At 73.9% G+C, this 13,350-nt stretch carries 13 protein-coding genes and 1 pseudogene; 8 read left to right on the top strand and 6 right to left on the bottom strand.

Going from position 1 to position 13,350, the window contains the following annotated elements; translation table 11 throughout:
- Positions 1–4 precede the first annotated feature (4 nt).
- From AC07A4_RS02830 to AC07A4_RS02820, 3 genes are read left to right on the top strand one after another with little or no spacing between them, the layout of a single operon-like run.
- Positions 5–973: a decaprenyl-phosphate phosphoribosyltransferase gene (locus tag AC07A4_RS02830; protein ID WP_478592891.1), complete on the top strand. Its 969-nt coding sequence runs from the start codon at positions 5–7 to the stop codon at positions 971–973.
- Positions 970–1,443: a GtrA family protein gene (locus AC07A4_RS02825; protein ID WP_478591981.1), complete on the top strand. Its 474-nt coding sequence runs from the start codon at positions 970–972 to the stop codon at positions 1,441–1,443. The genes AC07A4_RS02830 and AC07A4_RS02825 overlap by 4 nt, the downstream gene beginning before the upstream one ends.
- Positions 1,431–2,351, top strand: coding sequence for a YihY/virulence factor BrkB family protein (locus AC07A4_RS02820; RefSeq protein ID WP_478591978.1), 921 nt, complete (start codon positions 1,431–1,433; stop codon positions 2,349–2,351). The genes AC07A4_RS02825 and AC07A4_RS02820 overlap by 13 nt, the downstream gene beginning before the upstream one ends.
- Here the strand turns inward: AC07A4_RS02820 and AC07A4_RS02815 are convergent.
- A complete protein-coding gene (locus tag AC07A4_RS02815; RefSeq protein ID WP_478591977.1) occupies positions 2,302–3,555 on the bottom strand; it encodes a D-alanyl-D-alanine carboxypeptidase family protein in 1,254 nt (417 codons plus the stop codon). The genes AC07A4_RS02820 and AC07A4_RS02815 overlap by 50 nt on opposite strands.
- A gap of 112 nt (positions 3,556–3,667) precedes the next feature.
- Between AC07A4_RS02815 and AC07A4_RS02810 the strand changes: the two genes are divergently transcribed.
- Both AC07A4_RS02810 and AC07A4_RS02805 read left to right on the top strand, forming a co-directional pair.
- Positions 3,668–3,910, top strand: coding sequence for an SCO4848 family membrane protein (locus tag AC07A4_RS02810; RefSeq protein ID WP_478591975.1), 243 nt, complete (start codon positions 3,668–3,670; stop codon positions 3,908–3,910).
- Positions 3,911–3,912: 2 nt separating this feature from the next.
- Positions 3,913–5,160, top strand: coding sequence for a metallophosphoesterase (locus tag AC07A4_RS02805; RefSeq protein WP_478591973.1), 1,248 nt, complete (start codon positions 3,913–3,915; stop codon positions 5,158–5,160).
- Here the strand turns inward: AC07A4_RS02805 and AC07A4_RS02800 are convergent.
- Together AC07A4_RS02800 and AC07A4_RS02795 are read right to left on the bottom strand one after the other, a co-directional pair.
- Entirely contained in the window at positions 5,126–6,598 is a 1,473-nt protein-coding gene (locus tag AC07A4_RS02800; RefSeq protein ID WP_478592888.1) for a sensor histidine kinase, read from the bottom strand. The genes AC07A4_RS02805 and AC07A4_RS02800 overlap by 35 nt on opposite strands.
- Before the next feature lie 86 nt (positions 6,599–6,684).
- Positions 6,685–7,419, bottom strand: a complete 735-nt coding sequence (locus tag AC07A4_RS02795; protein WP_478591971.1) for a response regulator transcription factor — start codon at positions 7,417–7,419, stop codon at positions 6,685–6,687.
- Between the two features lie 184 nt (positions 7,420–7,603).
- Here AC07A4_RS02795 and AC07A4_RS02790 point away from each other — a divergent pair, with 184 nt between their 5' ends.
- On the top strand, positions 7,604–10,306 hold the full coding sequence (locus tag AC07A4_RS02790) for an MMPL family transporter (RefSeq protein ID WP_478591969.1): 2,703 nt from the start codon (positions 7,604–7,606) through the stop codon (positions 10,304–10,306).
- 83 nt (positions 10,307–10,389) lie between these two features.
- Here the strand turns inward: AC07A4_RS02790 and AC07A4_RS02785 are convergent.
- A pseudogene (locus AC07A4_RS02785) lies at positions 10,390–10,926 on the bottom strand (RNA polymerase sigma factor); the annotation flags it as partial.
- A gap of 59 nt (positions 10,927–10,985) precedes the next feature.
- Entirely contained in the window at positions 10,986–11,411 is a 426-nt protein-coding gene (locus tag AC07A4_RS02780) for a hypothetical protein (protein ID WP_478592885.1), read from the bottom strand.
- A gap of 326 nt (positions 11,412–11,737) precedes the next feature.
- Here AC07A4_RS02780 and AC07A4_RS02775 point away from each other — a divergent pair, with 326 nt between their 5' ends.
- Positions 11,738–11,914 (top strand): hypothetical protein, encoded by a 177-nt coding sequence (locus tag AC07A4_RS02775; RefSeq protein ID WP_478591966.1) that lies wholly within the window; start codon positions 11,738–11,740, stop codon positions 11,912–11,914.
- Between the two features lie 164 nt (positions 11,915–12,078).
- Here the strand turns inward: AC07A4_RS02775 and AC07A4_RS02770 are convergent, their stop codons facing one another.
- The gene (locus AC07A4_RS02770; RefSeq protein WP_478591964.1) at positions 12,079–12,495 is read right to left on the bottom strand and encodes a VOC family protein; all 417 of its coding nucleotides are present in this window, start codon (positions 12,493–12,495) and stop codon (positions 12,079–12,081) included.
- Between the two features lie 178 nt (positions 12,496–12,673).
- On the opposite strand from AC07A4_RS02770, the gene AC07A4_RS02765 reads away from it, so the two are divergent.
- Positions 12,674–13,297: a Uma2 family endonuclease gene (locus AC07A4_RS02765; RefSeq protein ID WP_478591962.1), complete on the top strand. Its 624-nt coding sequence runs from the start codon at positions 12,674–12,676 to the stop codon at positions 13,295–13,297.
- Positions 13,298–13,350 lie beyond the last annotated feature (53 nt).

The raw sequence follows: 13,350 nt of genomic DNA, 5'->3' as shown, positions 1-13,350 counted from the left end.
CGCGATGGCTGAACACACCGCCGAGATGGCTGATCGCGCCACCGCCCTCCTCGCCCCGCCCCGTTCCCCCGAGCCGCGAGGCCCCGGCCCCGGCGGCCTGCCGCTCGGCCTCCTGCGGACCGCCCGGCCCCGCCAGTGGGTCAAGAACGTCCTGGTCATCGCCGCCCCCGCGGCCGCGGGCGAGCTGTTCTCGCGGCACGCCCTGACCCAACTCGCGCTCGTCTTCGCCCTGTTCACGGCCGCCGCGAGCGCGGTCTACCTGATCAACGACGCCCGCGACGCCGACGCCGACCGCGCCCACCCCACCAAGTGCGCGCGGCCCGTCGCGGCGGGCACGGTCCCGGTGCCCCTCGCCTACGCCACGGGCGGCCTGCTCGCCCTCCTCGCGCCGCTCGCCGCCGCCGCGCTGTGCACCCCGCTCACCGCGGGCCTGCTCGCCGCGTACGTCGTGATGCAACTCGCGTACTGCGTCAGCCTCAAGCACGTGCTCGTCGTCGATCTCGCCGTCGTCACCACCGGGTTCCTGATGCGGGCGATGATCGGCGGGGTCGCGCTCGGGATTCCGCTCTCGCGCTGGTTCCTGATCACGACCGGCTTCGGCGCGCTGTTCATGGTCTCCGCCAAGCGCTACTCCGAAGCCGTGCAGATGGCGGGCAAGGCGGGCGCGACGCGGGCCCTTCTCACCGAGTACACCACCGGCTACCTGCGGTTCGTCTGGCAGCTCGCGGCGGGCGTGGCGGTGCTCGCGTACTGCCTGTGGGCCCTGGAGACCGGCTCCGCCGAGGGCACCGGCGTGCTGCCGTGGCGGCAGCTGTCGATGGTCGCCTTCATCCTCGCCGTCCTGCGGTACGCGGTGTTCGCCGACCGGGGCACCGCGGGCGAGCCCGAGGACGTCGTCCTGCGCGACCGCGCCCTCGCCCTGATCGGGCTCGCCTGGCTCGCGATGTACGGGCTCGCGGTCGCGGACTGGTGACCTCCGTGCGCCCCGCCCCGCGCGAGCTCCTCGGCTTCGCCGCCGTCGGGATCTGCGCGTACGCCGCCGACCTCGGGCTCTTCGTGTGGCTGCGGGGGCCCGCCGGGCTCGACCCGCTGACCGCCAAGGCCCTGTCGTTCGTCGCCGGGTGCACCGTCGCATACGCGGGCAACGCGCTCGGCACCTACCGGCGTACGGGCGCGCCCGGCGCCTCCCGGGCGCGCCAGTACGCCGTGTTCCTCGCCGTCAACGTCGCGGGCGCCCTCGTCCAGCTCCTGTGCCTGGCCGTCTCCCACTACGGCCTCGGCCTCACCTCGCAGCGCGCGGACACCGTCTCGGGGGCGGGAATCGGCATGGCACTCGCCACTGTCCTGCGGTTTTGGGGTACCCGGACCTTGGTATTCCGCTCACAGGCCCCGGAGACCACGCGGGCCGCACCAGGAACGGGGCAGGCGACATGGACTGGCTGAAGAAGGTGCCCGGCGTCGGGCCGTACGTCGAGCGCCTCACGCGCACCCACGCGTGGCGCTCCTACGAACGGCTCGACGAGGTCCACTGGGCCCGGCTCGCCGCCGCGATGACCTTCATCAGCTTCATCGCCCTGTTCCCGCTGATCACGGTCGCCGCCGCGATCGCCGCGGCCACGCTGTCACCCGAGCGGCAGCGCAAGATCGAGGACAAGATCTCCGAGCAGGTCCCCGGCATCTCCGACCAGCTCGACCTGAATGCGCTGATCGCCAACGCGGGCACCATCGGCCTCGTCGCGGGCGCGCTGCTGCTGTTCACCGGCGTCGGCTGGGTCGGCTCGATAAGGGAGTGCCTGCGGGCGGTCTGGCTCCTGGAGGACACCGAGGAGAACCCGTTCCTGCGCAAGCTCAAGGACCTGGGCGTGCTCGCCGGGCTCGGCGGCGCCGGGCTCGCCTCGCTGCTCGCCTCCGCCATCGCCTCGACGGCCGTCGGCTGGAGTGCCGATCAGCTCGGCGTCGACAAGGAAGGACCCGGCGGCGTCCTGCTTCAGGCGGCCGCCTTCGCCATCGCCGTCCTCGCCGACTTCCTGCTCCTGCTGTACGTCCTCACGCTGCTGCCCGGGGTGCAGCCGCCCCGGCGCGCGCTGATCGTCGCCGGACTGATCGGCGCGGCCGGGTTCGAACTCCTGAAGCTGCTGCTCGGCGGCTATATGAAGGGCGTCGCCGCGAAGAGCATGTACGGCGCCTTCGGCGTGCCCGTCGCGCTGCTCCTGTGGATCAACTTCACCGCGAAGCTGCTCCTGTTCTGCGCCGCGTGGACGGCGGTGCCGAGGAAGGAGCGGGAGGAGACGGCCGCGGCCGTCAGCCCCGGCGCCGCCGCGCCGACTCCGACAGCGGCCAGCGACGGTTGAGCAGGAACGCGCCGCCCGCGACCAGGACGACCACGCCACCGGCGATGCCGAGCGCGACGCCCATGCCGCCGGAACTCTTCTCGGAGGCCCGCGCCACGGTCTTCGCGTCGGCGCCGCTCTCGCCCGGGGCGCCCTTGCCCGCGCCGGTGTGCGCGCCCTTCGGCGGCACCAGCTCACCGACCGGCTTCACCTTGCCGTGGGCGGCGAAGCCCCAGTCGAGCAGCCGGGCCGTCTCCTTGTAGACGGCGTGCGGCTCGCCGGAGGAGGGGTTCATCACGGTGACGAGGAGCACCTTGCCGTCGCGCTCGGCGACCCCCGTGAAGGTGTTGCCCGCGTTGGTCGTCGAGCCGTTCTTCACGCCCGCGATGCCCTTGTAGGGCTCGACGCCGTCGGCGCCGGTCAGCAGCCGGTTGGTGTTCTGGATGCCGAAGGGCTCGCGCTTCGTCTTGCCCTTGTCGTTGCCCTTCTTGATCTTCTCCGTCTTGCCGGGGAACTCGGCGGTGGCCGTCGAGCAGTACTCGCGGAAGTCCTTCTTCTGCAGGCCGGAGCGGGCGAACAGGCTGAGGTCGTACGCCGACGACACCTGGCCCTTCTCGTCGTAGCCGTCGGGCGTGACGACGCGCGTGTCGAGGGCCTGGAGGTCCTCGGCGTGCTTCTGCATGTCCCGCACGGTCCGCGGCACGCCGCCGTTCATCTCGGAGAGGACGTGCACGGCGTCGTTGCCGGAGCGCAGGAAGACCCCCAGCCACAGGTCGTGGACCGAGTACGTCTCGTTCTCCTTGATGCCGACCAGGCTGCTGCCCGCGCCGACGCCCTGCAGGTCAGACAGCGCGACCTTGTGCTTCTGCGTCTTGGGGAACCTCGGCAGGATCGTGTCCGCGAACAGCATCTTCAGGGTGCTCGCGGGGGCCAGGCGCCAGTGCGGGTTGTGCGCGGCGAGCACCTTGCCGGACTCCGCGTCCGAGACGATCCAGGACCGGGCCGAGAGCTTCTTGGGCAGCACCGGAGCGCCCGCCCCCAGATCGGCCTGCGTGCCCGGCTGACCAAGGCGGGCACCGCCGACCGTCGACATCTTGGCGGGCGGCTTCGGCTGGTCGTCCTTCTTGCCGCCGGGCTTGTCGTCGGCGAGCGCGGGCACCGTCGCCGACAGGGAAAGCAGGGTCGCGGAGGTGATGACCAGGGCGGTCTTCTTCAGAGCGGGCACGGACGAGAACGTACAGGGCCGGGCCGGGCCCGCCGCCGCCGAGGTCACCCGGACGGTACGGCGCTCCCCACCCCGAAGGCGGCGGGCGAGGGCGGCTGGTGATACTGAGCCCATGAAGCTCAGCCGCCCCGTCTCCTGGTTCCTGCTCGCCTTCGGCGTGTGGAGCTGGGTCATCTGGATCACTTTCGTCAAAAACCTGTGGAAGGACGGCAGCGGGCTCGCCTTCGACGACGCGGACAAGCCCACCGGGTACTTCTGGGTGCACCTGACGCTCGCCGTTGTCTCCTTTGCCTTGGGGACGGCGGTAGGGGCCATCGGGTTCCGTGGACTGCGCGCACTGCGCCGAACGTCATAGCGGTGGGCGTCCTCGGGGTCGTCCTCGTCGTCATCGCGGTGGCCGCCGTCTTCTGCGCCCTGCTCTGGTACGTGTGGCGACGGATGGTGCGGGACACCACGGCGCGGGGGTCGTGGGGGCGGCGCCTGGGCACCGCGGCGTACGTCGCGGGCCCGCTGCTGATGTTCGCGGCCCTGGCGGCGGAGCGCGGCGGCGCCCCGTTCTGGCTCCAGCAGGCCTTGGCCTGGCCGGGCTTCCTGTGGATGGCGTTCGCGCTGTACCTGCTCCTGGCGCTGGTGGTGGGGGAGGCCGTACGCCCGCTGTTGCGACGGTGGCTGGAGCGCAATCCAGCCCGTCCGGCGCTTGAGGACGAGGCGCGAAGCGCCGATGAAGCGGGGAAAGGGGCGCAGCCCCAGACGAATGACCAGGCCGAGGGCACCCGGGACCTCTCCCGGCGCCTCTTCGTGGCCCGAACAGTAGCCGCGGGCGCAGCCACCGTCGCGGCGGGAACGGTGGGCTACGGCACGTACAGCGTGCTCCGCGGCCCCCGCGTGAAACGCGTCACCGTCCCCCTCGCCAAGCTGCCGCGCGCAGCGCACGGCTTCCGGATCGCCGTGGTGAGCGACATCCACCTGGGCCCCGTCCTCGGCGAGGGCTTCGCGCGGCGCGTCGTGGACACCGTCAACTCCACGCAGCCCGACCTCATCGCGATCGTCGGCGATTTGGTGGACGGCGACGTCGAGGACCTCGCGGGCGCGGCCCGCCCCCTCGCCGACCTGCGCGCACGCCACGGCAGCTTCTTCGTCACGGGCAATCATGAGTACTTCTCCGGAGCCGAGCAGTGGGTGGAGCACGTGCGCTCGCTCGGACTGCGGCCCCTGGAGAACGCCCGTACCGAACTGCCGTACTTCGACCTCGCCGGAGTCAACGACGTCCAGGGCGAGGACGAGGGCCAGGGCCCCGACTTCGCCAAGGCACTCGGCGACCGGGACCGCACCCGCGCCTCCGTGCTCCTCGCCCACCAGCCGGTGGTCATCCACGACGCCGTCGAGCACGGCGTCGACCTCCAGCTGTCCGGCCACACCCACGGCGGCCAGCTGTGGCCCAACAACTTCGTCGCCGACCTCGCCAACCCCACGCTCGCGGGCCTGGAGCGCTACGGCGACACCCAGCTGTACGTCACGCGCGGCGCCGGGGCCTGGGGCCCGCCCGTGCGGGTGGGCGCCCCCTCGGACGTCACGGTCGTGGAACTGGCTTCTCGACAGGCGTGAGCGGGCCCGGCACGGCGGGCGGCACCGGCACCCGGGGCAGCGTGACCAGGACCGTCAGACCCCGGCCGGGGGCCGTGCGGACCTCGGCCGTGCCGCCGTGCGCCGCCAGGACCCCGCGCACGATCGCCATGCCCAGGCCGCTGCCCGCGCCCCGGCCCGCCCGGAAGAAGCGGTCGAAGATCCGGGCCGCGTCCGCCGCGTCCATGCCGGGGCCGTCGTCGGCCACGGTCAGGCGGACGAGTCCGTCGCTCCGCTCCAGGGCGAGCGCCACCGGCGTCCCGGCGGGGGTGTGGGCCCGTACGTTGCCCAGGAGGTTGGCGAGGACCTTGCGCAGGCCCTGCTCGTCCGCCTGGACGAGGATCGCGCCGTCCGCGCGCACCGACAGCGGCCGGTCCGGATCCTGCGCCCGCAGGTCGTCCGCCGCGTCCCGCACCAGGCGGCTCACGTCGACCGTCCGCAGCCGCAGCTCGGGCCGCTGGTCGAGGCGGGCCAGGGTGAGCAGCTCCGCCACCAGGTGGCTCATGCGGTCGGCCTCGGCGTGCATCCGGGTCCACGCCCGCGAGCGGTCCTCCGGGTCGCTGAGCATGCCCCTGTCGTACAGCTGGAGGTAGCCGCGGATCGCGGACAGCGGGGTGCGCAGCTCGTGCGAGGCGTCCGCGACGAACTGGCGCAGCTGGGCCGCGCTGCGCTCACGGGTGTCGAAGGCCGCCTCGACCTGCTGGAGCATGGAGTTGAGCGCGAGCCGCAGCTGTTCGGTCTCCAGGACGGCGGCGCCGCTGGAGGGCACGCGCCGCTTCAGGTCGCCCTCGGCGATCGCGGACGCCGTCTCGACCATGTCCTCCAGGGGCCGCAGGCGCTGCCGCGCGGAGATCAGCGTCAGGACGGCGAGCAGCCCGAGCAGCACGGCGCCGAAGGCCAGGTCGAGGCGGAGCGCCTGGCGCACGCCCGCGTGCACGTCCTCCGTCGAGATGGCGATGGCGAGGACCGAGCGGTCGGCGAGGTGCACGCCGATCGCGCGGTAGGGGGCACCGCTCAGGGTGACGTCCGTGGGCGTCGAGCGGCGGCCGAAGCGCTGGGCGTCGCCGATGGCGGCGACCAGCTGGCGCTGCAGGCCGGACGAGGGGACGTAGCTGATGTCGACGGACTCGCCCGAGCGGTCGACCGCCACGATCACCGACTGCGTCGGCGTCAGCTCCTTGGCGCCGTCGGGGGTGCGCCGCAGCTCCTCGATCACCTCGTCGATCCCGGTCAGCGCCTGGAGCTGGGCCAGCGTCAGGGTGGTGTCGCGGAGCGAGGCGCGGGAGGTGGCGAGCTCGGAGTCGATCCTGTCGAGGAGGTAGTGCTTCATGCCGAGGACGCTCACCGCGGTCGCCGCCGCGATGCCGAGCGCGAGCAGCGCCACGTTCACCAGCGTGAGCTTGGCGCGCAGCGACTTCATGCCGAGGCGGCCGCGGCGCGCCGAACGCCCGGGGCCGGCGGGGCGGGTGGTGCGGGCGAGCCCGCCGAGCGGCCGGAGCGGACGCCTCATGCCAGGCCGTACCCGACGCCGCGCCGCGTGGTGATCAGCGGCGGCCCCAGCTGGTCGAGCTTGCGCCGCAGATAGCTGACGTACGTCTCCACGACGGTCGACTCGGCGGTGTGCTCGATGTGCCAGACGTGCCGCAGGAGCTGCTCCTTGGGCACGATCCGGCCGCCGTTGCGGACCAGGAAGCGCAGCAGGGCGTACTCGGTGGGGGTGAGCTGCACCGTGCGGCCGCCGCGGCGCGCGGCGTACGTCGTCTCGTCCAGCTCCAGGTCGCCGTAGCGCAGCGGCGGCCGCCGCGGCAGCACGTCGCCGGTCCGGGTGCGGCGCAGGACCGCGCCGACGCGGGCCACGACCTCGTCGATGTGGAACGGCTTGGTGATGTAGTCGTCGCCGAAGCCGAGCGCGCCCACGACCTCCGCGGGGGCGTCCCGCGCGGTCAGGAACACCAGCGCCAACTCCGGGCGGCGCGCCCGCAGTTCACGGCCGAGCGCCCGGCCGTCGCCGTCCGGCAGCATCACGTCGAGCAGCGCGCAGTCGGGCCAGGCGCCCTCGGCGAGCGCGAGGGCCTCGCGCACGGTGCCCGCCGTCATCACGTCGAAGCGGTGGAAGCGCAGGGCGATGGCGAGCACGTCGGCGATGCTCGGCTCGTCCTCCACGACCAGGACGGTGGCGTGGCGGGGCGCGGGGGCCGCCTCCGCGACAGGTGTTCCCCGGTGACCTTCGGCGTGGCTCATGTCCCCAGTATCGGGCGCTCGTTGAGCATCGTGCGGGCCCGCGTCTTGGAGTTCCTTGTGAATCAAGGAGGTTCACGCGCCGTCCGGGCACCGCGCCGCCGATGGTGGGGCGCGGGCCGGTGGGCCCGGCGGGACCGGCCGGGCGGACGGCGCCGCGGACGGCGCTGACGAAAGGGCGGACAACGTGGTGGCATGGGCGCGCTGGTGCTACCGGCACCGGCTGGTGGTCCTGGTGCTGTGGCTGGGGGCGCTGTGCGGCCTCGGCGTCGCGGGCGGCTCGGCGGGCCCCGACTACGCGAACGTCTTCTCCGTGCCCGGCACGGACTCCCAGCGCGCGCACGAACTCCTGACCGAGGCGTTCCCGGAGCGCGGCGGCGACACCGACACCGTCGTCTGGGAGGTCACGGGGCCCGGCCGCGACGCCTCGGTGCGCGACGCCTCCGTACGGTCGCGGATCGAGCCCGCGCTCGCCCAGATCGCCCGCCTCGACGGCGTCGGCGAGGTCGCCGGCCCCTACGCGCCGGGCCCGGCCGCCGCCGCCCGCGTCAGCGCGGACGGGCGGATCGCGTACGCGCGCGTCACCTTCGCGCGGCAGGCCGCCGAGGTCCCCGAGCGCCTGGTGCGGGACGTCGTCGACGCCGCCGAGCGGGCCGAGCGCCCGGGCCTGCGGGTCGAGCTGGGCGGCCAGGCCGTCGCCCGCGTCCAGGAGCCGCCCGCGGGCACCTCGGAGGCCGTCGGCGTCGCGGCGGCCTCGGTGGTCCTCTTCCTGGCCTTCGGCTCCCTGTTCGCCGTGCTCCTGCCGATCCTCACCGCCGTGTGCGCCGTCGGCGCCGGGCTGCTCGCCACCGTGCTGCTCAGCCACGTCACCGACGTGCCCGAGGTGGCCCCGCTGCTCGGCTCGCTGATCGGGCTCGGCGTCGGCATCGACTACGCCCTGTTCATCGTCACCCGCCACCGCCGGGGCATCCTGCGCGGCCTCGACCCCGAGGAGTCGGCCGCGCGGGCGCTCAACACCTCGGGGCGCGCCGTGCTGTTCGCGGGCGGCACCGTGTGCGTCGCGCTCGCCGGGATGCTCGTGACGAACCTGCGGTTCCTTGACGGGGTGGTCATCGCCGCGTCCCTCACCGTCGTCCTGAGCGTCCTCGCGGCCCTCACGCTGCTGCCCGCCCTGTTCGGCGTGCTCGGTGCGCGCGTGCTCAGCCGCCGCCAGCGGCGCCGCCTCGCGGCACAAGGCCCCGAGCCCGAGGAGCCGAGCGGCCTCGCCGCGCGCTGGGCCGCGTGGGTCCAGCGGCGCCCGCGCACCGTCGCCCTCGTCGCGGTGGCCGTCATGGCCGCCCTGTCGATCCCGCTGCTCTCGCTGCGCCTTGGCGCCACGGACCAGGGCAACCACCGTACGTCGACGACGACCCGGCAGGCCTACGACCTGCTCGCCGAGGGCTTCGGCCCGGGCTTCAACGGCCCCCTCCAGGTCGTCGTGGAGAAGGCGGACCCGGCCGCCACCGAGGACCTGGTGACCCGCATCCGCGCCACTCAGGGCGTCGCCGAGGCCACCACCGCGCCGCCCGCCGCGGCCGGGGACACCGCCGTCATCCAGGTGGTGCCCGCCACGTCCCCGCAGTCGAAGGAGACCGGCGCCCTGATCCACCGGCTGCGCGACGACGTGCTGCCCGAGGCGGGCGCGGACGCCCACGTCGGCGGGGTGACGGCGGTGTTCGAGGACTTCGCCGCCGTCACCGCGGGCAGGCTGCCGTACTTCGTCGGCACCGTCGTCGCCCTCGGCTTCGTGCTGCTCCTCGTCGCCTTCCGCTCCCTGGTGGTGCCGCTGACGGCGGCCCTGATGAACCTGATCGCGGCGGCCGCGTCCTTCGGCCTGCTGGTGGCGGTGTTCCAGTGGGGCTGGGACGCGGGACTCCTCGGCGTCACCGAGGGGGGCCCGATCACGGCCTTCCTGCCGGTGATCATGCTGGCGCTGCTCTTCGGCCTCTCCATGGACTACCAGGTGTTCCTGGTGAGCCGCATGCACGAGGAGTGGGTCCACACGCGGGACAACGCGCGCGCGGTCCGCGTCGGCCTCGCGGAGACCAGCCGGGTCATCAACTGCGCCGCCCTGATCATGATCTGCGTCTTCGCCGCCTTCGTGCTCAGCGGCGACACCGAGGGCGCCATGGCGGGCATCGGCCTCGCGGCGGCCGTCGCGCTCGACGCCTTCGTCCTGCGCACGGCCCTCGTCCCCGCCGTCATGCACCTCGTCGGCCGCGCCAACTGGTGGCTCCCGCCCTGCCTGGAGCGCCGCCTGCCGCACCTGGCCGTCGAGCCGAAGGACGCGCCGCCGCCCGCCCCCGAGGAACTGGAGGCCCTGGTGGCGGCGGCCCTCGGCCCGGCGACACCACCGCCCGCCCCGGCCACGGCCACGACGGCCCCTGCCGGCTGCGGGGGCCCCGGCGGATGCGGGGCGACGGGCACGTACGACGCGGCCGATCCGCTGCTGACGCCGGGGAGCTGCGAGCCGTACGAGCCGTACAAGCCGTATGGCCCGTACGGGCCGCGCGGCGAGGTCCCAGAGGAGCGGGCCTACGGCAACGGGCGGCGCGAGCGCGGCCCGCACACCGTCCACGGCTTCGTCATCACGCCCGACGGCGAGCCGATCCACAGCGTGCGGCTCACCCTGCTGTCCGCGGCGGGACGCCAGCTGGACCGGGTCTCGTCCCTGGCCGACGGCTCCTACGTCCTCGCGGCACCCGCCCCCGGCGTGTACCTGCTCGCGGTGACGGCTCCCGGATACGCCTCGAAGGCGCGGCACATCGTGCTGACCGGCGGGCCGTTGACGTACGACCTGGAGCTGGTGGAGGCGGTGGGCACCGGACCGCCCGGCGGGTCCGGCGGCTGAGGGCGCGCGCGGAGCACCAGGGCGCGCCCCGCGCGGCGGCGGCGCACAAGAGCGAGGGCCGCCCCCGGCGGCCCCGGTGACGGCCCCTTCAGCTGCGTCCGCAGCCGCCGCAACCCCCGGTGCAGCGCCATCCGGACGGCGCCCGGGCGTTTGCCCAGGACGCGGGCCGCGGCCGGGCCGTCCAGACCGACCACCACGCCGAGGTACACCGCCCGGCCCTGGTCCGGCGGCAGCGAGGCGACGAGCCCGAGCGCGTCGTCGGTCGACAGCGCCTCCAGCGCCTCCTCCGCGGTGTCCCGGGCGTCCGGCACCTCAAGCGCTTCGTCCTCGGAGAAGCCGATCCTGGGCCTGCTCAGGCGGCGTCTGAGGTGGTCGCGGGCGCGGTTGCGGGCGACGGCGCGCGCCCAGCGGCGGAAGTCGGCCCCGTCCCCCGTAAACCGCCGCAGATCCCGGGCGATCTGGAGCCACGCCTCCGACGCCACGTCCTCCGACTCGTCCCCCACGAGCCCGCGCACACAGCCGAGCAGCCCCGGGTGCACCCACTGGTACACGAGCGCGAACGCCGCCTCGTCGCCCTCCTTGGCCTCGGCGATGGCCCGCGTCAGCGCCGCGTCCCCGATCTTCGCGCGCCCTGGGCCCCCGGGCCCGCTCCCGTACCGCGACCGCGTGCGCGACGCGGTCACAGCGAACGGGCCGGTTCGGCCCCAGGCGGCGCCTTCTCGGCCCGTTCGGAGTGCCGCCCCGGCAGCGTGAGGTAGAAGGTCCGCAGGGACTCCTCGGCGCCCCGCTCGTACCGGTTGACGACCTTCCCCAGCGGGCTGCGCACCCGCCCGTCGGGCATCCGCACCCCCACGGCCTGCCCGAAGTACTGCCGCTGCGCCGCGTCGAAGTCGACCCAGACGGCGCCCGCCCGCCGCACGAGGACCTCACCGACGTACGCCCCGCACCCGAAAAGCGCGTGCGCGACCTCCGCGCGCTCCCGCCCGTCCGCGCGCAACCCGTCGAGCAGGCAGTCCACGACGCGCAGGCTGCGCACCGAGAAGTCCAGCGGCAGCCGGTGGCGCCGCGTCACCCGCGCGACGAACGCCCGCGCGCACCCCCGCATCTCCTCCGCACGCGGCGTTCTCTTCCCCTCACCGGCCACCGGTCCCCACCCCTTCGGTTCCGCTCCCTGCGTGGACGAGAGCGACGACCGCCCTCTCCGCATTAACAAGCGCAACCGGTATCCCTAGCGTCACACCCTTATCCGGTGCGCCTTCTCACACCCCAACTCGCCCTGGACGCACAACTCTTGAGCCGTATTGCGCGTCCCGGGCGTACTGGTTTGCCGTTTCGGTGCCACCCGACTTGCCCGGTTGTTCCGCTGAGTGGAACCAGGTCCAGACCATGCGGTACACCGTGCGGTCACCGATGAGTGAGAGGAGCCGACCGATGCGCGAGACGGGGGAGCCCGGGGAGTCCGGACTGTCGGAAGCCGTCGTCGAACTGACCGAGGAGGAACGGGCCGCGCTGGTCGGAGAGGTGCCCGACCGACGCGTGGCACTGAGCTGCGGCCTGCTGCTCGTGCTGTCCGTGGGCGCGTTCTTGTACGGGATGTGGCGGGGCTAGGCGGTGCGGGGCGGGCCCGCGGGCGGGCGGCTTCGCCTGGACGTGCGGAAGGCCGCGCCGCGGGGCACTCCGGAGTTCCGGCGGGCGGTGGCGGCGCGTGCCGTCGCCCGGTGCCGGAGCCCGCAGGTGGCGCGGCCTCGTTGGCGTCCGCGAAGACCCCGGCCTCAGGGCCGGGCCAGCTCCGGGCGCTTGGAGTAGTCGGTGAACCCGATGACGTTCCCCCACGGATCCGCGATCTCCACCGTCCAGCCCGTGGCCACGGACAGGGGCTCCGCGAGGACCGGGATGCCCGCGTCCGCCAGGGCCCGCGCCTTCGCCCGCGCGTCCCTGACCTCCAGCCAGACGCGGGGCGAGGGCCAGGGCGGGGGCCGGCGGACCGCGCCGTCCTCCACGCGCAGGAGCAGGCCCGGGGTCTCCGGACCCGCCTTCAGGATGGCGAGGCCCGCCTCGTCGAGGCGGTGCGCGACGGGGAACCCGGCGCGCTCGTAGAAGCCGACGGCCTCGGGCAGGTCACCCACGGGGAACAGGGTGTTGTCGAAGCCGAGGGGGGCGGTGGGGTCGGGTGGGGGGCTGTCTGACATGGCGTCAGCGTACGGACGCGGGGCCGGGCGGTGGTGGCGCCCTGCCGGGGTCGTCGCGGCCGTCTCCACCCCGGTGGAATCGCAAGGCTGGGGGACGTTCACTCGTTCGGCGGATAGTGATCCAAGGCCGTTGGGTACGCTGAAACGACAGGCGAGACTCCGTCCCATGGGAGCAACCATGAGCGCCGCACCCGACCAGGAGCACGAGCTTCAGGACGAGCCGGAGCAGTACCACTGGCCGATCCCGCCCGCCGGGGGCTGGACCGCGGACGACCTCGACCGGATTCCGGGCCTCCCGCCGCATACGGAGTTGATCGACGGGAGCCTCGTCTTCATGAGCCCGCAGCGCAGGTTCCACACGCGCACGATGTACCTGCTGGAAAGTGCCTTCCTGCGGCAGGTGCCGGACCACCTCGATGTCGACCGGGAGATGACGGTGAAGCTGGACGCGCGGAACCGTCCCGAGCCGGACATCGTGGTGTATCGCGCCGAGGCGGACACCGGAAGCCACCAGACGTGGTTCAAGCCGGAAGACATCGTCCTCGCCGTCGAAGTCGTCTCCCCCGACTCCGTCGACCGCGACCGCGAGGTCAAGCCCCGTAAGTACGCCGCGGCCGGTGTGCCCTACTTCTGGCGAGTCGAACAGGACGGGACCACGGATCTCCCCGTCGTCCACACCTTCGAACTGGACCCGGGTACCAAGGCCTACGGCGACACCGGCATCTTCCACGACCGCCTCAAGACCTCCCGCCCCTTCGACATCGACATCGACCTGACGGCCGTCGACCGCCGCAGGCCGTGAACACGAGGGCCCCGCCTCCCGAAGGGGAGACGGGGCCCTCGCGCGCGTGGGCG

The sequence above is a fragment of the Streptomyces sp. NPDC043996 genome, from assembly GCF_056435225.1.
The sequence above is the reverse complement of the archived record's forward strand: the minus strand, read 5'-3'. Positions and strand labels throughout refer to the sequence as shown.